Raw genomic sequence first — 18,490 nt, forward strand, 5'->3', positions numbered from 1 at the left:
CGGCAGCACGGTTGCGATCCTCTCGGTCAGCCCGGCTCCCGGATCGCCGGCGGTCGAGATCACGGATCTTACCTGGCCGACCAGCAGCGCTTGTTGGTGCCCCATCTCCGCTGGGAGGAGTTTTGGGCTTTCGTCGTGGCTGTGCCCGTCACGCCAGTAGGCCGGCGGCCAACCTCCGAAAGACCTCTATCGCCTTTGGCAGAGCAATTCGCGGCTCGTCATCCGCCGCGACCCACAGAGCTGCATTTAAGGCGGCGCCACTAAGGAGGCGGGCGGCCGCCGCGGCGTCGACCCGGCGGATAACACCTTCGCAAATGAGCTTGGCGACGGCCTGCTTGGTCATTGCCAAGCAAGCATTTTGGCTCGGCCAGCGGGAGGGATCGCCAAGGAACGCCGGGCCGTCTAGAAGCACGATGCGCTGTACTTCCGGGTCCAGTGCCATCTCGATGTAGGCCTCGCCTTCCGCGAGGAGGGCTTCCCAGCCAGTTCCCGCCAACGCTCCTGCCGCCCGCGCGCGCTCAGCCATCTCGTCGTCCACCTGCGCGACGACGGCGGCGAGCAGCCCCGTCTTGCCACCGAAGTTGTGGTAGAGCGCGCCCCGCGTAAGCCCCACCTGCGCGGTAAGGTCATCCATCGACGCCGCGGCGAAGCCCTTTTCGGCGAACGCTCCGCGAGCGGCCGAAATCAGCTTGGCGCGGTTCTCCTCCACCGTATCGACGCGACGTCTCAAGGCCGCAGCGCCTCGACCTCACATGATGGTCGAAAAGCATTTGACATACGCAGCGTATATTCGTTAATTGCCATACATGCCGTATATGAGATTGTTGGTCACCAGGCAAACGCTTGTCGTCGGCGAAAAGCTCGACCGCCCTTGAAACGGTTACAGAGGATTCAACCCATGAAGCTACGCGATGCGATCTTTCCGGCGTCTCGACACGCCCTCTACGAGGCGCACGGCTATTCCGCGGCGATCCGCTCCGACGACCTCCTGTTCGTCTCCGGGCAGGTCGGCAGCCATGATGACGGCTCGCCTGAACCCGACTTCGCCGGCCAGGTCCGACTGGCATTCGCCAATCTGGAAGCCACGCTCTCGGCCGGAGGATGCGGGTTCGACGACATCGTTGATGTGACGACGTTCCATACCGACCCGGAAAAACAGTTCGAGACGATCATGGCCGTGAAGGCCGAAGTGTTCCGGGAGCCCCCCTATCCGACGTGGACCGCGATCGGCGTCAACTGGCTCGCCGGTTTCGATTTCGAGATCAAGGTGATCGCTCGGATTCCGACGCGGCGCTAGCGTCAAGACTCAAGCCCGATCGTACGGCGTGGAAGACCGCGGCTTGCGCCACATCGATGCACCTCGGCGAATTCAAACCGAGGACCGGCACCCTGCCGTACTGTGGATTTCCCCGCGACGTCGCTCGCCGGCTTGGCTCGCGTGCCTTCAGCCCGCGCCGCCGATCACGGAAACCGGTCGGCAGGCAGGCGTCCCAGCCGAGGTGACCGCACCCGGCTTCGGCGCTGGCAAGCGGGGTTCGCTTTATCGGCGAGCGAGAAAGCGGTCCGCCGTGCGTAGCGACAACGCCATGATGGTCAGAGCCGGGTTGACGGCCAGGGCGCTCGGAAAGACCGAGTTGTCGCAGATGGTCAGGTTCGCGACGTCATGGGCACGACCATCGGCGTCCACCACCGACGTTGCGGGATCGTCGCCCATCCGCGCCGTACCGATGGTATGCGCGTATCGATCGAACGCCCAAATGTCATGAGCCCCCGCTTCGCTCCAGATTTCGCGCATCAACCGTTCGGCATGTCCCGTCATCCGCCGCTCGTTCTCACCTGCACTGAACGTGATCAAGGGTTTGGGCAAGCCACGGGAATCGAGCTCCCCGGACAGGGTCAGCGCGTTGCAATCGTAGGGTAGACAGTCGCCGAGGATGTTGATGCCCGCGACGTGGTTGTAGCCTCGCATATGCTCCTTGAGGTCTTCGCCCCAGAGGCCACGTCCTCTGGCGACCTGGACCGCGTAGGTGAGCGGCATGACGCCGATCGACTGAAGCAGATAGCCACCTGCGAAGTCCGCATCGGGTGCGCGATGGGTATCCTCGGAGATCAGCCCGCCGGGAATGCCCTTGTAAGGACGCGTCGCTCCGTCGAACTGACCCCAGACCTGGATGCCGGTATGCGCCATGAAGTTGCGCCCGACCTGGCCACTCGAGTTGGCAAGTTCGTTGATTAATAGCAGTCTCGGCGTTTCGACCGCTCCGGCGCAGAGGAAGACGTGGCGGCAGCGCTGACGCTGGTCCTGCCCTTCGTGGCGGTAGACGACGCCTGTGATGGCGCCGCCGGCATCGCGTTCCATGCCGATGACGAAGCTCAGCGCTCGGATCTCGGCGCCGTGCATGACCGCCAATGGAATGTAGGTCACATCCATGCTCGCCTTGGCACCGGTCGAGCAGCCCGCCTGGCAGAAGCCGCGGTTGCTGCACGCCGGACGCCAGCCGTACCCGGGTTGATAGTAAGAGCCGGACAAGGCCGCGTTCGCGGCCGGCGACGTCCGGATGCCAAGCGAAGCGCAGGCCCGCTCCATCAACTGTGCCGCTGCATTCAGCGGCAGCGGGGCCAGCGGATAGGGCTGGTCTCTGGGCGGACCCCAAGGATAGCTGGCTGGCCCCGACACGCCCAGGAAGGCCTCGATCTCGTCGAAGTACCGGGCAAGGTCCTGATAGCCGATCGGCCAGTCCACACCGACGCCGAACTCGGTGTTCAGCTTGAAGTCGTCAGGTTGAGGGCGAGGTGTGTAGGCCGTGTAGTGGAGGGTCGAACCACCCACACCGATACCACTGTTGTTCTTGCCGAACTGGATCGGGTCGGCACCGGCGCTGAGACGCTCATCCATCCAGAACAGCTTGTTCTGCTCGGTTTCGTCCGTGGCGAAGTCGGCGGCCGGATCCCATTGCCGTCCGGCCTCGAGCGCGACCACGCTCAGACCCGCGGCGGCCAGCCGAGCCATGAGCGGCGCACCGCCCGCCCCCGTCCCGATCACGACCGCGTCGACGACATCGTTCGTGCGGTAGCGGATCACGCGGGACGTTCCGGCTCATGAGCAGCGCGCGCTTCCAGCTCGACGGCCTGCCAACCTCGTGCATCCGCGAACCCGGCATAGCCGATCTCGTCCAACGCCCCGGGTTGCGCGTAGAAGATGTCGACAAGTGTCGCCAAAAGCTCGTCGAAGAAGCGATCCGGCCTGATGCCCTCCCATTCGGGACCGGACACGCGATTGAACTGGATCGCGCGCAGGATCTCGTCCTGCTGCTCCTCGTCCAGCCCAGCGAATTCCCGGCCGAGGATTTTGTGGGCGGTGGCATTCAGCGCGGCCAGACCAAGCTCGAACAGCGTCGCATCATCCGGCATGTCCGCGTGCCGCCAACCGATTGCGGTCCCGGCGACCATCCGACGACGCAGTTCGTGTCCGAGGTCGAGCCCGGGCACATCATGTGGGATGAGGCGCGCCGCGACCGCATCAAGTATCGGAGCGACGTCGGCGAACGCGGTCTGATCAGGAGTGACGCGGTCGGTCCGCCGCCCGAGAGCAGCGGCCGTCGGTGGGGTCACCAAGGGCCCTGACAGCAACTTGGCGGATGTGCCCGGTGGGTAGACGGGATACCGCCTGCGGGATTCTACCATCGATTTCTCCGACTACACGTGAACAGCGAACTTTGCATGTTTTGAACGATGTCGGGACCGGCTTCCACGAGACCTCGCTGAAAAGCGCACGATAAGCCCGGCTACGGCACTCCACGCCTTAAAGGCGAGTTGAAACCTCTTTGCGATCGTGGACGAAGTGAGCGTCATGGTCGCCGACTTCGCCCAGTGTACATCTCCAGCGGCCTGGGCGGCGAGCCTCGGTGGACCGCAGGTCCCGTTCGCGGCGACCATCGGTAGGGACGGTGCCACCTTGCGCCGCTGGCGCGACATCGACCCAAACATCTCGCAACCGGCTTTCGATCAGCACTATCTCACCATCCATCTCGGCGGTCGTAAGCGTATCGTCAGACGAGGCGAGGGAAGGGCGCGTGAAGTCGACACCGAGGATGGCGCGATGTCGCTGATCCCGGCCGGCGCCGCGTACGAGTGGCGGACGTCCGGGCCTGTCGACTTCGCGCACCTCTATCTGCCGGTGAGCGCCGTCCGGCAAATCGGCATCGAGGCGTTCGGACGCGATGGCGGCTGGGGGATCGAGGACAGACTGGGGTTCGTCGATCCTCTGATCCGGTCGCTCTTCGTGACGATGCTGGCTGAGCTCGCGACGCCCGATCCGACGTCAGATCTGTATCTCGACACGCTCTACACCACGCTGATGGCAGCCCTATTGAAGGACCGTGCCGGTCGACTGTCGGCGACGGGGGCGCCGTTGTCCTTGACACCTGCCCGACTCCGACGGGTGTACGACTACATCGACGTTAATTTCGCGTCCGATATCGGTATCGACGAACTTGCAGGCGTCGCGGCGCTGAGCCGCTTCCATTTCAGTCGCGCCTTCACCGCGGCCAACGGTGCCGCGCCGTATGCCTATCTGACGGCACAGCGGATCGCCCACAGCAAGGTCCTCTTGGGCGATGCAAGTCTGGTGATCGGCGAGATCGCGCGGCAATCGGGCTTTCGGACACCGGGTCAGTTCTGTCGGATGTTCAAGAACGCCAATGGCATCTCGCCTCGGGAGTATCGACGACTGGCCCGGTGACAGTGCGTTTCGTGCGCGAAACGCGCGTGTCCTGCGGTTACTTCCGGTTCGTTGGCACCGCGGCGACCGGACACAGGTTGACGGGGCGAATAACAGGAACCGCTCAAATGAAACTACATATGTCGATCTTACTGTTGGCCAGTATTGCGCAACCCGCGCTGGCGAAGCTGGCACCCGAGGCTGTGGCGCTTGTCGATACGGCCGCACGGGAATCCGGTCGGCCGGCCTACACCCCCGAGAACGGTGTCAAGTTCACGAAGCAGCAGAACGTCTTCGTGAGGAGCGCGTTGGCGGTCGACTTCACCTACCGCGCCGCAAGCGTCACCCTGCCTCTGTTTCGGGGCAAGGCGCCCGACGGGAGCGACGTCTTCTACATAATCACGGACACCTCGGACTTCGAAACGGCCAAGCGGATGGGCCTCAACTACGCCCCGAAGATGGCCAAGGTCGTGGGAACTCAGGGTGCCCAGACGGTGACGGTCGACAACGGCATCATGACGTTCCGCGGCAATGTCGACTTCTCGCCGAAATACGAGGTCACACCGGGAGATGCGCCGACCTTCTTCCCGCCGAAGTCGTTCACCCCCGGTGCCAGGGGCGACGCGGAATGGTCGTCGATGGCGGTCCTGCCCAGTGGCGTCGTGCTCAACGTCCAGATGGTCCAGAACGCGAGCGGAGCGCATGATCGGATGAAGGCGATCGACCTGAGGAAGCGCACCGTGACGCTGTCGCTTCTGGACGGTGTCCAGAACGGCAAGCAGTACTACTACCATCTCGTCACCGACGTATCGGCGGATTTGCCGTCGGTGCTCGAAAAGGGCGTCTACACACCCCGATTGGCCATGGTCCCGGCATTCGGTAAATCTGAGCCCGGCGACAACTCGGCTCTCCTGGGCTTCTCGCCTGTTCTGAACGGCAGTACGCAGAAGGGTTCCGGCCAGGATCAAGGCTTCTCCACTTCGCTCGCGAACATGGGTATCGATCCGATCAACGTGTTTCCGCTGCCTCCGCACAACGAGGACGCGTCCAAGACGAACAACTACAGTCCGCTATGGGATGCTCACGTCAGCATGTGGACGGAGAAGGCGATCGCCCAGGGCAAGGTGCATCGGATCTATTCCCTCGATGAACTCAAGGCCCTGATCAAGTCGGGTATGATGACGAGTGCCATGATCAACCCGCCAGGGGCCACGAACGGTTTCGTCGGCGGTCTCCGCCCGACGAAGGCCATCATCAACTGCCCCGTGATCGCTCAGCCAGACCTGCCGAAGCAATAGCGTCGGGAGCTTCGTCGGCCTGCGCGTCAGATAAGCCAGGCCGGCGACGGACCGCGCACCCCTCCTCCCCTCCCTGACCGGGGGGTGCGCGGTCCCAATTCATGATGTGAGGTTGCTATGGGCGAAACTGTCGGAGACTTTGTCATAGAGCGCCTCGGAGAGTGGGGAGTAGATTTGATCTTCGGGTATCCCGGGGATGGCATCAACGGTACATTCGCAGCGCTTCAGCGCGTCAACTGCCCGATCAAATTCGTGCAGGTCCGGCACGAGGAGATGGCCGCGTTCATGGCCTCGGCCTACGCGAAGTTCACCGGCCGGATGGGTACCTGCATCTCCACGGGGGGACCCGGAGCGACACACATGATCACGGGTCTATATGACGCCAAGATGGACCACTCGCCGGTCCTTGCCATAACCGGCGGCGCGGCCCGCGGTGTCCGCGGTGCCGGATACCAACAGGAATTGAACCTTGACCGGATCTTTGCGGACGTCGCGATCTTCGCGCAGGAGGCGTTTGTGGCCGAGCAGGTCCCGCACCTCCTCGACCGCGCGATCCGTGTCGCGACGGCGTACAAGGGCGTCGGAGTTGTAGTGTTGCCGGCCGACCTTCAGACCGCAGCCTACCGTGATCCACCCCGCCAACACGGTTTCACTCGGTCGAGCAGCGGTTACTCGAAACCAAAGGTCGTTCCCTACGATCTGGACCTGCAGCGCGCTGCCGACATCCTGAACGCGGGCACGAAGGTCGCGATCCTCGTGGGTGCCGGTGCCATTGGGGCTCACGACGTACTTACGGAGGTCGCCGACAAGCTCGGTGCCGGCGTCGCGAAGGCACTGCTCGGCAAGTCCGCACTCGCGGACGACTTGCCGTTCGTGACGGGCACCATCGGACTGCTCGGCACCAAGCCGTCATCCGACATGATGGAGGCCTGCGACACGCTGCTCATGATCGGGACGAGCTTCCCCTGGGCCGAGTTCCTTCCCAAGACAGGGCAGGCGCGCAGCGTGCAGATCGACATCTCCGCCCACGCGCTCGGCATGCGCTATCCGATCGATGTGCCCCTGCATGGCGACAGCATCGAGACGCTCGAGGCCCTACTGCCGCTGCTGACGCGGAAGGAGGACCGCAGCTGGCGCCAGGGGGTCGAGAAGAGCGTAGCCGAGTGGTGGGAGCTGATGGACAAGCGCGCCCACGCCAAGGCCACCCCAGTCAATCCGCAGCGTGTGGTCTGGGAGTTGTCACCACGGCTCGGCGCGGACGCGATCATCACGTCCGATTCCGGCAGCTGCGCCAACTGGTATGCGCGCGACCTGCGGGTCAAACAGGGCCAGATGATGAGCCTGTCGGGTGGCCTCGCCTCGATGGGTGCGGCGGTACCCTACGCGATCGCGGCCAAGTTCGCGCACCCCGACCGACCGGTCGTCGCGCTTGTCGGCGACGGCGCCATGCAGATGAACAATATGGCCGAGCTGATCACCGTCCAGAAGTACTGGCGGGAATGGACTACGCCGACGTGGATTTGCTGCGTCTTCAACAACGAGGATCTGAACCAGGTGACCTGGGAGCAGCGGGTGATGCTCGGCAGTCCAAGATTCGATGCGACCCAGCTCATCCCCAACGTCCCCTATGCAAAATTCGCGGCGTCCATCGGCCTGAACGCGATCTACGTCGACAACCCCGAGATGCTCGGCGCCGCCTGGGACGAGGCTCTGGCGTGCGACCGGCCTACCGTCATCGAGGTCAAGACCGATCCCGAGGTGCCGCCGCTGCCGCCGCACATCAGTTTCGACCAGGCGCGCACTTTTATGAGCACCGTGCTCCAAGGCGACAGCGGCGGGGCGCATCTCGTGGTTGAGTCGGCTCGGCAGGTCCTTGCCGGTCTCCTACCGGGGGATCGACGCTGAGCGCGCCCGTACCCCAGCTCGTCTTCGGCCACTACTTCGGCGGCTCGGATCGTTCTTGGGCGCCGATGCTGCGCGAACTCGGGGAGCGACCGGTAGCCGCTCCGTTGCTGGCAGGCTTTGGCGGAACTCCGGCCGCGGTAGGCGGTCCCAGCCTTGACGGTTATGCCCGGCAGCTTGCGGCGGCAGCGCGCGGGCCCTGGATCGCAGTCGGCCATTCGATGGGGGCCAAGGTGGCGCTGGAGTCCGCGGTGTGCGGCGCACCAGGCCTGCTGGGCTTGATCCTGATCAGCCCGTCTCCGCCCACTCCCGAGCCGATCTCCGACGAGGCGCGTCGCAAGGCGCTCGCGGCTTGGGGCAACCGCGCCGCAGCGACGGTCAATCTGACGGCCATCACCGGCGGTGCGGTTTCTGCCGAAGTGCTGGCGCAATGCGTAGAAGACGAACTTAGCGTGGACGAGGTCACATGGCGCTGGTGGTACACGACCGGTAGCCTCGTCGACATCTCGGCAGCCGCGTCAAAGGTGAATCTGCCCGTGCTTGTGCTGACTGGCGACAACGACAAGGTGCTCGGTCTCGAAGTCGCCGTGGGCGTCACTCGACACTTCGCCAACGCAGCACTCGACATCATTCCCGGTGGCGGGCACCTGGTACCACTCGAGCAGCCTGGAGTGGTCGCCGGGCATATCCGCGAGTTCGCCTCGAGGCTTGCTGAACTGTCTGCGGCGTGAAGATCAACCTCGAGGATTTCAGGCGCATCGCCCGCCGCAAGCTGCCCCGCGCGGTGTTCGAATACATCGACGGCGGATCGTACAGCGAAATCACGCTCGGCCGCAATCGCACCGACCTCGATGCGCTGGCGATCCACGGCAGTGTAATGCGCGATGTGTCCGCGCTTTCGATCGGGACGACGCTTGCGGGCGACCCGGCGTCGATGCCGTTCGCGCTGGCACCCGTCGGGATGGCCGGACTCGCCTGGCCTGACGGCGAGATCGGCGCGGCGCGCGCCGCGGAGGCGTTCGGGGTTCCATTCTGTCTGTCCACCTTCTCCATCGCTTCGATCGAAGACGTGGCGGGAGCAGTGGGACGCCCGTTCTGGTCGCAGCTCTACATGATGAAGCAGCAGAGCGTGAATGAAAGCCTGATCTCCCGGGCCCTCGATGCAGGTTGCTCGGCGCTGGTGATGACACTCGACGTCCACGTCCATAGCCAGCGATGGGCCGACAACCGCAATGGGCTGACCTCGCCGGTCCGGGTCACCCCGTCCGGCCTGCTGGACATGGCGATGAATCTGCCTTGGCTTCTGCGTATGGCCGGTAGCCGCCGGTGGACGTTTGCGACCATGCAAGCCGAGCATCCCCAAGCGGCGAACGTGTTCGAACTTGCGGCGTGGGTGAACGCGAACCTCAATCCGTCGATCAACGCGGACGTCGTGCGTTGGGTTCGTGCCAGATGGCCGCGCAAACTCGTGCTGAAGGGCGTGATGGGTGTCGCCGATGCCAAGCTCGCAGTCGACCTCGGAGCCGATGCGATCATCGTGTCCAACCACGGTGGTCGACAACTCGACAGCGCGCCATCCTCCATCTCGATGCTACCTGCGATCGTCACGGCGGTCGGCGACGATGTCGAAGTGCTTTGGGACGGTGGCGTTCGCACCGGTTTCGATATCGTCAAGGCGATGGGCCTAGGTGCTCATGGCTGCCTGGGCGGACGCTCCTGGGCCTATGCGGTCGCGGCCGATGGCGGACGAGGAGTGAGCGATATGCTTAGTTTGATGCGCCAGGAACTGCTCGACTGCATGGCGCTGTCCGGGGTCACCGACATCCGTGCGTTGCCCGACGGGCTGGTGACAGGTCAACAAACCCGATGAGCCGGATCGAAGCCACCATCTACGCGGTTACGGACACGCCGCTAGGAAACGGCGCCTTCACGGCCGACGGGCGACTGGTGGTCAGTCATCACCCGATGTACGCGACCCGCCATCGCGTGTCGGTGTTCCTGCCGGACGGCTCTCTCGCCCCCTTCCCGAACGTCGAATGGAACACGCCGAACGACGACCCGATGACCTGGCTCGACGCCGTCCTCGGCCTGCACGACGACGCGGAAGGGCGGATATGGCTCGCCGACATGGGGACGCGGTCGAACATCCAGCCCAAGCTCGTCGTCTGGGACACCCGTCGCGACGCGCTGTGGAAGGTTATCCCGCTCCCACTCGCTGCGCTGACTCCGTTCTCGGAGCCGAACGACTTCGTCGTCGATGGGCCCCGCGGTAAAGTCTACATCGCCGACGAAGGTGCTGGCGGCGGTGGTGATGGTTCCCGCGCCGCCTTGATAGTCGTCGACATCGAGAGCGGGGCTGCGGTCCGGCGTCTCGAGGGGCACGAAGGCATCCTGGCCTCGCACGAGCCGCTCCTGATCGACGGCCTCAAAGTCGAACGAAACCGTCCAGACGGCTCTCGCGAACCGATCTTCGTCGGCGTGGACGGCATCGTCATGGACCGTTCCGGTGATTGGCTGTACCTCTCGCCGCTGAACGGCAGGACGCTTTGGCGACTGCGCGTCCGTGACCTGCTCGATACCGCGCTTGATGATGTCATGCTGGCGGCGCGCCTCGAGCGCTATGCCGACAAGCCGAATTCAGGTGGCATGTGCATGGACCGGAATGGTGACATCTACCTGACCGCCATCGAGAGCAGCGCGGTGGGGCGCATCAGGGCCCGGGACCGCAGCTACGACGAGATCGTCGCGCGGCCCGACATGTTCTGGCCCGATGGTATCATGGAAGGGCCCGACGGGGCATTCTACGTGGTCTGCACCCAACTCCCACGTTCTCCGACTTTGGCTCGACCTGGGGATCAGCCGGAACTGCCCTTCAAGGTCTTCCGCTTCGAAACCGGAGTGTCGCGGATATGAGCGAGCTTGGCCGCGGCATCGTCGCCGGCGTACTGGCGGCTTCGGTCACCAGCCTGTTCCAAAGCACCTGGACCGCGGCGCAGGTGCGACCCATTGATAAGCCAGCCGTCCCACCACCGCCGACCGAAATCGTAGCGGATCGGGCCGCCCAGTTGTTCACCGGGAACGCATGGCCATCGAGTACGCGGGCGTTCGCCGGCGAGGCTGTGCACTACGCCACAGGAGCGGCGATGGGCGCGGCCTATGTTCTAGGCGGCTCGCGCTGGCAGCGCGGTCGCGGTGTCGCCTATGGCCTCGGCTGCTGGGCAGTCGTCGAGGAACTCGGTCTCACCCTCGCTCGAATACGTCCCGCTCCGTGGCGTGTCGAACCGGCCGAACACGTCTTCGCAGCGACGTCGCACATCGTCTTCGGCCTTGCGCTCGATAGTTTCTTGCGCCTCGCCAAAATCGAATAGCCGCCGATCCCTGTTTCCACTATGTACCGCGCAATATCATTCAGGGAAATATCGTGAAGCTGGTTGGATCGTTTGCTGATTTCCTACGCGATACTGTGAATTTGAACCAGACGAGGATCGACGTTTTAGAAAGTAGTGTCGAGTCCATCAAGGATTTCATCAAGGATTCGGATTGGACGCCGAGAGTTTGGAAATTTGTCGAACAGGGATCATGGGCTCACGATACGATCATCAAACCCGTTGAGGGAAGTGAGTTCGACGCTGATCTTCTGGTAATCATTGATCCAGTCGAAGGATGGAGTGCTAGTGACTATGTGAAATCTCTGGGTGATGCATTTTTAGCTAGCGGACTTTACAAGAATAAAGTTGCCGTGTGGGAATACTGCGTAACTATCACATACGCCGGATCTCGGAAGATTGACATAGCGCCGTGCGTGCGTGGCCGCCTGAACGCTGGCGAACTCGAAGTCTGCAACGCGGACACGGAGAAGTTTGAGCGAAGCGAGCCGGTGCTGTACACCGACTGGGTCAAGGAGAAGAATGGGTATTCCGGCTCGAACTCATTCCGCAAGGTAACGAGATTGCTTAGAGCCTGAACGAAAAGTAGTTGAGCGATACCAGTAGGTTGTGATTCACCGTCGTTGTCGAGACGATAGGAGAAGAACTTGCCTTGGACTGATACCGCTCGCCGTCAGCATATGCGCAAGGGGGGGCGCTATCCAAGCGATTTACGGGATGCGGAATGGGCGTTGATCGAGCCGCTGTTTCCGGCAGCCCGCAGCGGCGGGCGTCGTCGCACGACCTGCCTTCGGGCGGTGATGGATGCGATCATGTATATTGCGTCGAGCGGTTGCGCCTGGCGGATGCTGCCCAAATGCTTTCCGGCGACGTCGACAGTGCGCGGCTATTTCTACAGCTGGCGGGATAGTGGGCTGCTGACGACAATCAACCACTTGCTGGTAATGGCAGCACGCGAACAGGCCGGCCGCGAGGCCTCACCCAGTGCTGGCGTTATCGACAGCCAATCGGTCAAAACAACGGAAAGCGGCGGAATTTGCGGCTATGACGCCGGCAAGAAGGTGAAGGGCCGCAAACGCCATATCATCACCGATACCTGCGGCTTTCTGGTGTTTATCCTGGTCCATGCCGCCGACATTCAGGACCGCGACGGCGCTGTCGATGTCCTCAAAGCCATCCGTTTCCGTTTCCCGTTCCTGCGCCATGTGTTTGCCGATGGTGGCTATGCCGGTGACAAACTCAAGGCCGCGCTTGAAGGCCATGGCAGCTGGACCCTCGAAATCATCAAGCGCTCCGATACCGCCAAGGGCTTTGTGCTTTTGCCCCGCCGTTGGGTTGTCGAGCGGACCTTCGCGTGGCTGGGCCGCTGCCGACGTCTCGCCAAAGACTGGGAGCGATCCATCGAAAGCGCCACGGCATGGGCAACCATCGCCAGCATCCGAATGCTCACACGCAGAATCGCAAGGCTCTCAACTCATTGATGTACTTTTGAATCGGGCTCTTAAGTATCTTCGTGATATCCAGCATGACTTTAATGTTTCATCCATTTTGCTGACAACGATGTTGGGCGAGCGCATCGAATGGAGTGATGAAGGCGCGACCGCCTTTGCAGATGTGCCTACAACTCTCAAGACTCTAATCAGTCGTCTTGATGACTGGATGTCGGCGAGACGACTTAAACCCGAAGTGCGCAATCCTCATTTACGGCACGAAGATTTTTCATCTTCGATGACGCAGGACGAATATACCGAATTGCGAGCGGTCATCAGCAATATCCGACAAGACGTTGATGCCGCTTATTCGACCAAAGGTCGTTTTGCCAGCATATCAGCTTGGCAGGAGGTTTTCGGTGTCGAATTCGCTAAGGGCGCCGCGATTCTCGCCAAGAGTTACTTGTCCGAGGAGGCGCGCTCCGATGTGGACGAGGATGAAGCGGCTCTCTTGGGGGGCGTGCTTGATGCTGGTCATGCACACGGCGATGCAATCGTTGACAGGATCAGTCGCTACGGGCGCTGGCTATGGAGCCCTTCGCTCGACCGCCCGGCGCACATGCGACCACCGGTTTGGGCTCGAGCCGATATCGTCAGCGACAGAGTCTACGTAACCGCGAAATGGAGCGCCGCACGACATGACCCCATGCGCAGAGAAATCGCCGATTTCGAGAAACTGCCACCACAAGGCGGCATCTGGTTCGACCTAAAGGTGAACGACGGAATTGTTCTCCCAGATGGTTACTTTGTTCGGTATCGCGTGACCAACACTGGTCGCGTCGCGCTGGCTTTGGGCAAAGGGCGCGGAGGGTTCGAAGAGCCTCAGGAGGGAACCCAGCGCTGGGAGGTGCTAGAGTTTCACGGAGTCCACTTGGTCGAGGCATTCGTCATCCGCAGACACGACAGCAAATTGGTAGGCCAGAGTTCGCCATTTCACGTCATGATCGACTAGGATATGACCATGGTTGAACCACCGTCTGAAGCACGTCGTCAATCGGACATAGCAACGCGGCAGAACAGTCCGGCTCTGCTCAGGCTCTTGAAAGCGCGACAGTGGCGTTGGCATGTCGCGAGAAATTGGCAGAAGGCACAGCTCGTGCTTCTCATCTTATTGCCTGCTGCAATCGGTACTGTGGGCGCAGTGCATCCACCTTGGAAGGCCGGATTGTCGGTGGTCGCATCGCTTTTGGCGTTAGTCGATATCGCGGTGATTGATAGGCGTTACCGAGAGGCGATCAAAACTGCCGCTCGGATGAGCGAAGTTTTCGATACATGCTTGCTCCATCTGGACTGGAATAAACTCACTACAGGAAAACATCCTACACCCGAAGAGGTTGACCGCGCATCTCGATCTTGGGATCGAAGCAGCTTAACCCAACCTCTAGAAAACTGGTATGCTCATAATATCGACTGTGCGCCGCTCGCACTGTCGAGAGCGATTTGCCAGCGAACGAACCTGACATATGATCGAGATCTTCGAAGGATCTATGCTACGGTATTAACTGTATGTGCCGCTCTATCCATTGCAGTTCTACTGGCAGTAGGCGTGTTCAACAATGCGCCGGTGGTCGAATTTCTCATTACTTGGTGTGTTCCGGTATCGCCATTCCTGTTTTGGATATTACGCGAACGCTGGCGGCAATTGGATGCGATCAACGCGAATGGTCCTGTCATTGAAGAAGCAGAACGCTTGATTGATGCCATGATAGTCGACCATTCCTCGGATCTGCGCTGCGAGCAGGCTTCACGTGAGCTGCAAAACGCCATTTTCACACGACGCTCAACCACCTACCTGATGGTCCCCGGGATTTACGGCCGGCGACGTGATGACTCCGAACAGGTAATGCGAGCGGCAGCTAGCTTCTGGCTCGAAAAAGCCGGCTTGGGTAACATAGCCGCGTAGCTAGCCGCTATGACTGGACGCCGGCGTCAAACTGAGCACTCGGCGACGCGTGTATCGGAGGCGGTCGCGAGCAGCGCCGATAATCGGTCGAACCCATGACGGCATCGAGGAGGTGTTGGCATGAGTGATCATCTGGTTGTCGGAGACACAGATTTGTCGGATCGAGCCGCACTTTTCACTATCGCACGGTGGGCCTAGGGTCGACCACCGACGCGTGATCAACGGGATCATCTTCGTGATCAGGAATTGCCTGCGCTGGTGCAATGCGCTCAAGGACTACGGACCGCACAAGATGATCTACAACCGCTTCACCCGCAGGAGCAGGTGGGTGCGTTCAACCGCATTTTTGCAGCGCTCGCTTGACCCGGTCAGACCCCTGCTTCTCGAGTCGCCACATCTCGGTGATGGCGTCCTTGAGCAACGTGTACTTGTCCGTTTTCGTGAGCGTCCTCCTTAGGCCTCGACCGTTCGGCGCGGCAGCACCCAGCTGGGCCTCACGAAATGGCAGGTATAGCCATTCGGCCGCCGCTCGAGGTAATCCTGATGCTCGGGTTCGGCCTCCCAGAAGTCGCCCGCCTTGCTCACCTCGGTGACGACGGTATCCGGCCAGAGGCCCGAGGCGTCCACGTCCGCGATCGTGTTCTCGGCGATCGCGCGCTGCTCGTCGCTGGTGTAAAAGATCGCCGACCGGTAGCTGGTGCCCAAGTCGCCACCCTGCCGGTCCTTCGTCGACGGATCGTGGATCTGGAAGAAGAGTTCCAGCAAGGTCCGATACGACGTCTTCGCGGGATCGAAGACGATCTCGATCGCCTCGGCATGGTTGCCGTGGTTTCGATAGGTGGCATTGGCGACCTCGCCCCCGGTATAGCCAACCCGTGTCGATACCACGCCGGGCCGGCGCCTTATCAGGTCCTGCATGCCCCAGAAGCAGCCGCCGGCGAGCAATGCGCGTTCTTCCGTCATGACATCGTCTCCACCTGACCGGCGTAGGCGCCGTAGCCTTCGGCCTCCATGTCGTCGCGATGGACGAAGCGAAGCGAGGCCGAGTTGATGCAGTAGCGGAGACCGCCTGCGTCTTGCGGACCGTCGGGGAAGACGTGCCCGAGATGGCTGTCGCCGTACGTCGAGCGCACTTCGATGCGCATCCTGCCGTGCGTGTCGTCGCGCAGCTCGTTGACGTTGGCAGGCTCGATCGGTTTGGTGAAGCTGGGCCAACCACATCCAGAATCGTACTTGTCGGATGACGCGAACAGGGGCTCTCCCGACACGATGTCGACGTAAATGCCGGGCTCCTTGTTGTCGAGATACGCGCCCTCTCCCGGGCGCTCGGTTCCGCTTTCCTGCGTCACGCGACGCTGTTCAGGAGTCAAGGCCGCGAGTGCCTCGTCAGTCCTACGATATTCAGGCATGCTGCACTTCCTTTCCTCGCTAATCCCAGATGAAGAGACGCTATCCCTCCACATTGATATCGGGACGGTCATGTCCATCGGCGCGTTCGGTCACCCATGTTCCGTCCGCATTCTGGAACTCGATATACGCAACCTCCCCGGACACTCCTTGCTCCCGGCATGCCATCGCGGCGGCCTTGCGGGCCATGTCATAGGTCGCGAACGTTTCCGCGAACGTGTCGCCCTGCTTGTAGGTCCAGCCGCCGTCATGTTCGACGACGCGATAGGTTACATGGCTCATCGCAATCCTTCAGGGGGTTATAGCTTTGAAGCGCTCGCGCGCGGCAAAATGGGCAGCCTCGACCCTCAGATGGATCCAGCCCGCGACCGCGAACGCAATGACGCCCGCGATGGTGGCGAACAGCAGCCCGGCGTGCAGTGAGCGCGCCACCGCCAAGCTGACTAGAACCGCGATCACGGCGCTGCTCACCCCACCGACCATGCTCGCCGCGGTGAAGAGCATCTGGAATTTCGAACCGCCGGCAGTGAACAGGTTGTGGTTGGCGTGCGCATCCCCAACGGGATGATCGAACCACCGGTCCAGGCCCGGCGACACGTCGGCGTAGAAGGCCCAGATACGCGCCTCGTTGTAGCTGAGGCGCAGGTCCTGCACCCCTGTCTGCACCACCCGGTTGAACGTGACGATGCCGAGCGGCACGAGGCACGACAGCAGCACGAACGCGAAGACGTAGAAGCCCGTGCCCATCTGCGTCGCGGTGCTGATGAAGCCGAGCGCGACCAGCGTCATCGACACCGAGGTGAGGTACATGCCGGAGCGGCCGACCGCTTCGGTCACCGTGGTTGTGCGCGCACCTGAGATCACGAAGTGCATCGTCGTCATGATGTGCACCTGGCGATCGATGTCGGACACCGGTTCGCCGGCCGAGACGTCTACTGGTCCTTCGAGAACATTCTTCATGATCCATCCGCCGTTAGCCGCAACCTAACCGTACCGGGCTGGCGACGATAGTCGCGGCAACGGTAAAACGGAGTTGTTCGAGGGTTCGCTGCGCCCACAAGCAGGCCTATAACGCCCTAATTGATCCAGCATTGCGCAAGACGCGGCTGCCGTTGGCTGATCATCATCGCCAGGCTACGGGGTTGCACAGTCAGCGCTTCGGGGGACGAGGGCTCGGCGGCGGTCGCGCGGTTCCGCCCTTTCAAGGCTCGAGCGTCCAGTGGCCGCTGAGGCCGAACAGCGTGGCGGATAGGACCTTGTCGCCGAACGTGGCGTCGACCCGGCTGCGGTACCGTGCGAACAGGGCGGCGGACAGTACGTGCGCGGGAACGGTCTCCTCCATGGCCGCCTCGATCGTGCGGTGGCCTTCGCCCGGGTCGCTGACCCGACCGTTGAACCTGTTCAGATCACCTTGCTCCGCCAGCGCCGAAGCGGTCAGGTCGAGCAGCCGAGACGACGTCGCGCTCGCGCGCCTCCACACCTCGGCGATGTCGGCGAGATTGAACTGGAACCGCGACTCGTCCGGCAGCTTCGCGGACCCGCGGCCTTGGAGGATGTCGAAACCTTCGGCATATGCCTGCATGAGCCCAAACCCGACCGCGTCGTGGACCATCTTCACGAAACGGCCGGCGCCGGTTGGGCCGGCGTGGACGTAGCCCCGCTCCGCGCGGTCGTCGGAGCCGAGCCGACTTCGCGTGGGGGCGATGTCGCCCGCGCCGGGCGCCAGCGCGTCGAAGATCGGGTCGAGCAGCTTGACGGACGCCGCGTCGCCCCCGATCGCCATGCAATAGCCGCGTCGGCTGCCGGAATGCCCGTCCATGATCCCGACGTCTAGAAGATGGATTCCCCGCGCGCTGCAGGACGCCGCCCTCCGGATGTCGTCCTTGTAGAAGGTGTCGCTCCCGTCGACCACGACGTCGCCCGGGGAACCGAGCTCGACGAGGTCGGCGATCGCGACTTCGGTCGGCTCGCCGGGCGCTAGCATGATCCAGAGTATGCGGGGCGGTTCGAGCGACGCCAGGAGGTCGTCGAGCGAGCGGGCGGCGGCGGCACCCTCGATGGCGACCGCGTCGACCCCCTGCACGCCTGGATTGAAGACCACGACCTCGTGGCCAGCTTCGATCAAACGGCCGGTGATGTCGACCGCCAGTCGACCCTGACCGATCATCGCGAGACGCATCGTGCTTCCTCCGGTTGAGTGACAGGAACCTCGGTGCCGACGCCTTCATACAGCGTCCAAGCCGTCGGGTCGGAGCCGCGCTTCACGCAGTGTCTCCCCGCTCTCGTTCGATCTTCGCTCACGAGCAGTGGACGAGGCCGCATTCCGCTTGCGGCGGCCACGTCGGTCGCCGTGGCTGGCGCGCCAAGCGCCGGCTCCGTCCCGG

Annotated in this window: 21 protein-coding genes; 13 read left to right on the forward strand and 8 right to left on the reverse strand. The window is 62.6% G+C overall.

Annotated elements, in window-relative coordinates; translation table 11 throughout:
• Positions 1 to 148: 148 nt before the first annotated feature.
• Positions 149 to 730: a TetR/AcrR family transcriptional regulator gene (locus KTC28_RS04350; protein ID WP_226896136.1), complete on the reverse strand. Its 582-nt coding sequence runs from the start codon at positions 728 to 730 to the stop codon at positions 149 to 151.
• Between the two features lie 168 nt (positions 731 to 898).
• On the opposite strand from KTC28_RS04350, the gene KTC28_RS04355 reads away from it, so the two are divergent.
• Positions 899 to 1,297, forward strand: a complete 399-nt coding sequence (locus KTC28_RS04355) for a RidA family protein (protein WP_216710318.1) — start codon at positions 899 to 901, stop codon at positions 1,295 to 1,297.
• A 243-nt stretch (positions 1,298 to 1,540) separates the two neighbouring features.
• Here KTC28_RS04355 and KTC28_RS04360 read toward each other — a convergent pair whose 3' ends face one another.
• The gene (locus tag KTC28_RS04360) at positions 1,541 to 3,082 is read right to left on the reverse strand and encodes a GMC family oxidoreductase (RefSeq protein ID WP_226896135.1); all 1,542 of its coding nucleotides are present in this window, start codon (positions 3,080 to 3,082) and stop codon (positions 1,541 to 1,543) included.
• Positions 3,079 to 3,612: a gluconate 2-dehydrogenase subunit 3 family protein gene (locus KTC28_RS04365; RefSeq protein ID WP_216710319.1), complete on the reverse strand. Its 534-nt coding sequence runs from the start codon at positions 3,610 to 3,612 to the stop codon at positions 3,079 to 3,081. Before KTC28_RS04365 ends, KTC28_RS04360 begins: the two co-directional genes overlap by 4 nt.
• Positions 3,613 to 3,850: 238 nt before the next feature.
• Here KTC28_RS04365 and KTC28_RS04370 point away from each other — a divergent pair, with 238 nt between their 5' ends.
• The 12 genes from KTC28_RS04370 (at position 3,851) to KTC28_RS23260 (ending at position 15,156) form a co-directional block, all read left to right on the forward strand.
• The gene (locus KTC28_RS04370) at positions 3,851 to 4,741 is read left to right on the forward strand and encodes an AraC family transcriptional regulator (RefSeq protein WP_216710320.1); all 891 of its coding nucleotides are present in this window, start codon (positions 3,851 to 3,853) and stop codon (positions 4,739 to 4,741) included.
• Between the two features lie 119 nt (positions 4,742 to 4,860).
• The gene (locus KTC28_RS04375; RefSeq protein ID WP_216710321.1) at positions 4,861 to 6,018 is read left to right on the forward strand and encodes a DUF7482 domain-containing protein; all 1,158 of its coding nucleotides are present in this window, start codon (positions 4,861 to 4,863) and stop codon (positions 6,016 to 6,018) included.
• 174 nt (positions 6,019 to 6,192) lie between these two features.
• Positions 6,193 to 7,923 carry a thiamine pyrophosphate-requiring protein gene (locus KTC28_RS04380; protein WP_255602269.1) on the forward strand — a complete coding sequence of 577 codons (1,731 nt, stop codon included), beginning with the start codon at positions 6,193 to 6,195 and terminating at the stop codon, positions 7,921 to 7,923.
• A 65-nt stretch (positions 7,924 to 7,988) separates the two neighbouring features.
• Positions 7,989 to 8,651 carry an alpha/beta fold hydrolase gene (locus tag KTC28_RS04385; RefSeq protein WP_216710323.1) on the forward strand — a complete coding sequence of 221 codons (663 nt, stop codon included), beginning with the start codon at positions 7,989 to 7,991 and terminating at the stop codon, positions 8,649 to 8,651.
• A complete protein-coding gene (locus KTC28_RS04390) occupies positions 8,648 to 9,790 on the forward strand; it encodes an alpha-hydroxy acid oxidase (RefSeq protein ID WP_216710324.1) in 1,143 nt (380 codons plus the stop codon). The genes KTC28_RS04385 and KTC28_RS04390 overlap by 4 nt, the downstream gene beginning before the upstream one ends.
• The gene (locus KTC28_RS04395) at positions 9,787 to 10,833 is read left to right on the forward strand and encodes an L-dopachrome tautomerase-related protein (RefSeq protein WP_216710325.1); all 1,047 of its coding nucleotides are present in this window, start codon (positions 9,787 to 9,789) and stop codon (positions 10,831 to 10,833) included. The genes KTC28_RS04390 and KTC28_RS04395 overlap by 4 nt, the downstream gene beginning before the upstream one ends.
• Positions 10,830 to 11,288, forward strand: coding sequence for a DUF1440 domain-containing protein (locus KTC28_RS04400; protein ID WP_216710326.1), 459 nt, complete (start codon positions 10,830 to 10,832; stop codon positions 11,286 to 11,288). The genes KTC28_RS04395 and KTC28_RS04400 overlap by 4 nt, the downstream gene beginning before the upstream one ends.
• A 53-nt stretch (positions 11,289 to 11,341) precedes the next feature.
• The gene (locus KTC28_RS04405; RefSeq protein ID WP_223132285.1) at positions 11,342 to 11,884 is read left to right on the forward strand and encodes an SMODS domain-containing nucleotidyltransferase; all 543 of its coding nucleotides are present in this window, start codon (positions 11,342 to 11,344) and stop codon (positions 11,882 to 11,884) included.
• A 69-nt stretch (positions 11,885 to 11,953) separates the two neighbouring features.
• On the forward strand, positions 11,954 to 12,787 hold the full coding sequence (locus KTC28_RS04410; RefSeq protein WP_216711713.1) for an IS5 family transposase: 834 nt from the start codon (positions 11,954 to 11,956) through the stop codon (positions 12,785 to 12,787).
• Between the two features lie 7 nt (positions 12,788 to 12,794).
• Positions 12,795 to 13,748: a nucleotide-binding domain-containing protein gene (locus KTC28_RS04415; RefSeq protein ID WP_223132286.1), complete on the forward strand. Its 954-nt coding sequence runs from the start codon at positions 12,795 to 12,797 to the stop codon at positions 13,746 to 13,748.
• Positions 13,749 to 13,757: 9 nt separating this feature from the next.
• Positions 13,758 to 14,699 carry an S-4TM family putative pore-forming effector gene (locus tag KTC28_RS04420; RefSeq protein ID WP_216710094.1) on the forward strand — a complete coding sequence of 314 codons (942 nt, stop codon included), beginning with the start codon at positions 13,758 to 13,760 and terminating at the stop codon, positions 14,697 to 14,699.
• A 124-nt stretch (positions 14,700 to 14,823) separates the two neighbouring features.
• Positions 14,824 to 15,156 carry a transposase gene (locus KTC28_RS23260; RefSeq protein WP_216710093.1) on the forward strand — a complete coding sequence of 111 codons (333 nt, stop codon included), beginning with the start codon at positions 14,824 to 14,826 and terminating at the stop codon, positions 15,154 to 15,156.
• Here the strand turns inward: KTC28_RS23260 and msrA are convergent.
• From msrA to KTC28_RS04450, 5 genes are all read right to left on the reverse strand, one after another.
• Positions 15,153 to 15,662, reverse strand: coding sequence for a peptide-methionine (S)-S-oxide reductase MsrA (msrA, locus tag KTC28_RS04430; protein ID WP_216710092.1), 510 nt, complete (start codon positions 15,660 to 15,662; stop codon positions 15,153 to 15,155). The genes KTC28_RS23260 and msrA overlap by 4 nt on opposite strands.
• Entirely contained in the window at positions 15,659 to 16,108 is a 450-nt protein-coding gene (gene msrB / locus KTC28_RS04435) for a peptide-methionine (R)-S-oxide reductase MsrB (RefSeq protein WP_216710091.1), read from the reverse strand. The genes msrA and msrB overlap by 4 nt, the downstream gene beginning before the upstream one ends.
• A gap of 40 nt (positions 16,109 to 16,148) precedes the next feature.
• Entirely contained in the window at positions 16,149 to 16,388 is a 240-nt protein-coding gene (locus KTC28_RS04440; RefSeq protein WP_216710090.1) for a hypothetical protein, read from the reverse strand.
• A 9-nt stretch (positions 16,389 to 16,397) separates the two neighbouring features.
• Positions 16,398 to 17,066, reverse strand: a complete 669-nt coding sequence (locus KTC28_RS04445) for a hypothetical protein (RefSeq protein ID WP_216710089.1) — start codon at positions 17,064 to 17,066, stop codon at positions 16,398 to 16,400.
• Positions 17,067 to 17,307: 241 nt separating this feature from the next.
• Positions 17,308 to 18,285: an NADP-dependent phosphogluconate dehydrogenase gene (locus KTC28_RS04450; RefSeq protein ID WP_216710088.1), complete on the reverse strand. Its 978-nt coding sequence runs from the start codon at positions 18,283 to 18,285 to the stop codon at positions 17,308 to 17,310.
• Between the last annotated feature and the right edge of the window lie 205 nt (positions 18,286 to 18,490).

The organism is Polymorphobacter megasporae (genome assembly GCF_018982885.2).
Taxonomy (GTDB): domain Bacteria; phylum Pseudomonadota; class Alphaproteobacteria; order Sphingomonadales; family Sphingomonadaceae; genus Polymorphobacter_B; species Polymorphobacter_B megasporae.

Coding starts and splice junctions, on each gene's coding strand:
- KTC28_RS04355 (WP_216710318.1), top strand. CDS start 899: ATGAAGCTACGCGATGCGATCTTTCCGGCGTCTCGACACGCCCTCTAC.
- KTC28_RS04370 (WP_216710320.1), top strand. CDS start 3,851: ATGGTCGCCGACTTCGCCCAGTGTACATCTCCAGCGGCCTGGGCGGCG.
- KTC28_RS04450 (WP_216710088.1), bottom strand. CDS start 18,285: ATGCGTCTCGCGATGATCGGTCAGGGTCGACTGGCGGTCGACATCACC.
- KTC28_RS04440 (WP_216710090.1), bottom strand. CDS start 16,388: ATGAGCCATGTAACCTATCGCGTCGTCGAACATGACGGCGGCTGGACC.
- KTC28_RS04395 (WP_216710325.1), top strand. CDS start 9,787: ATGAGCCGGATCGAAGCCACCATCTACGCGGTTACGGACACGCCGCTA.
- KTC28_RS04385 (WP_216710323.1), top strand. CDS start 7,989: ATGCTGCGCGAACTCGGGGAGCGACCGGTAGCCGCTCCGTTGCTGGCA.
- KTC28_RS04400 (WP_216710326.1), top strand. CDS start 10,830: ATGAGCGAGCTTGGCCGCGGCATCGTCGCCGGCGTACTGGCGGCTTCG.
- KTC28_RS04375 (WP_216710321.1), top strand. CDS start 4,861: ATGTCGATCTTACTGTTGGCCAGTATTGCGCAACCCGCGCTGGCGAAG.
- KTC28_RS04420 (WP_216710094.1), top strand. CDS start 13,758: ATGGTTGAACCACCGTCTGAAGCACGTCGTCAATCGGACATAGCAACG.
- KTC28_RS04445 (WP_216710089.1), bottom strand. CDS start 17,066: ATGAAGAATGTTCTCGAAGGACCAGTAGACGTCTCGGCCGGCGAACCG.
- msrB (WP_216710091.1), bottom strand. CDS start 16,108: ATGCCTGAATATCGTAGGACTGACGAGGCACTCGCGGCCTTGACTCCT.
- msrA (WP_216710092.1), bottom strand. CDS start 15,662: ATGACGGAAGAACGCGCATTGCTCGCCGGCGGCTGCTTCTGGGGCATG.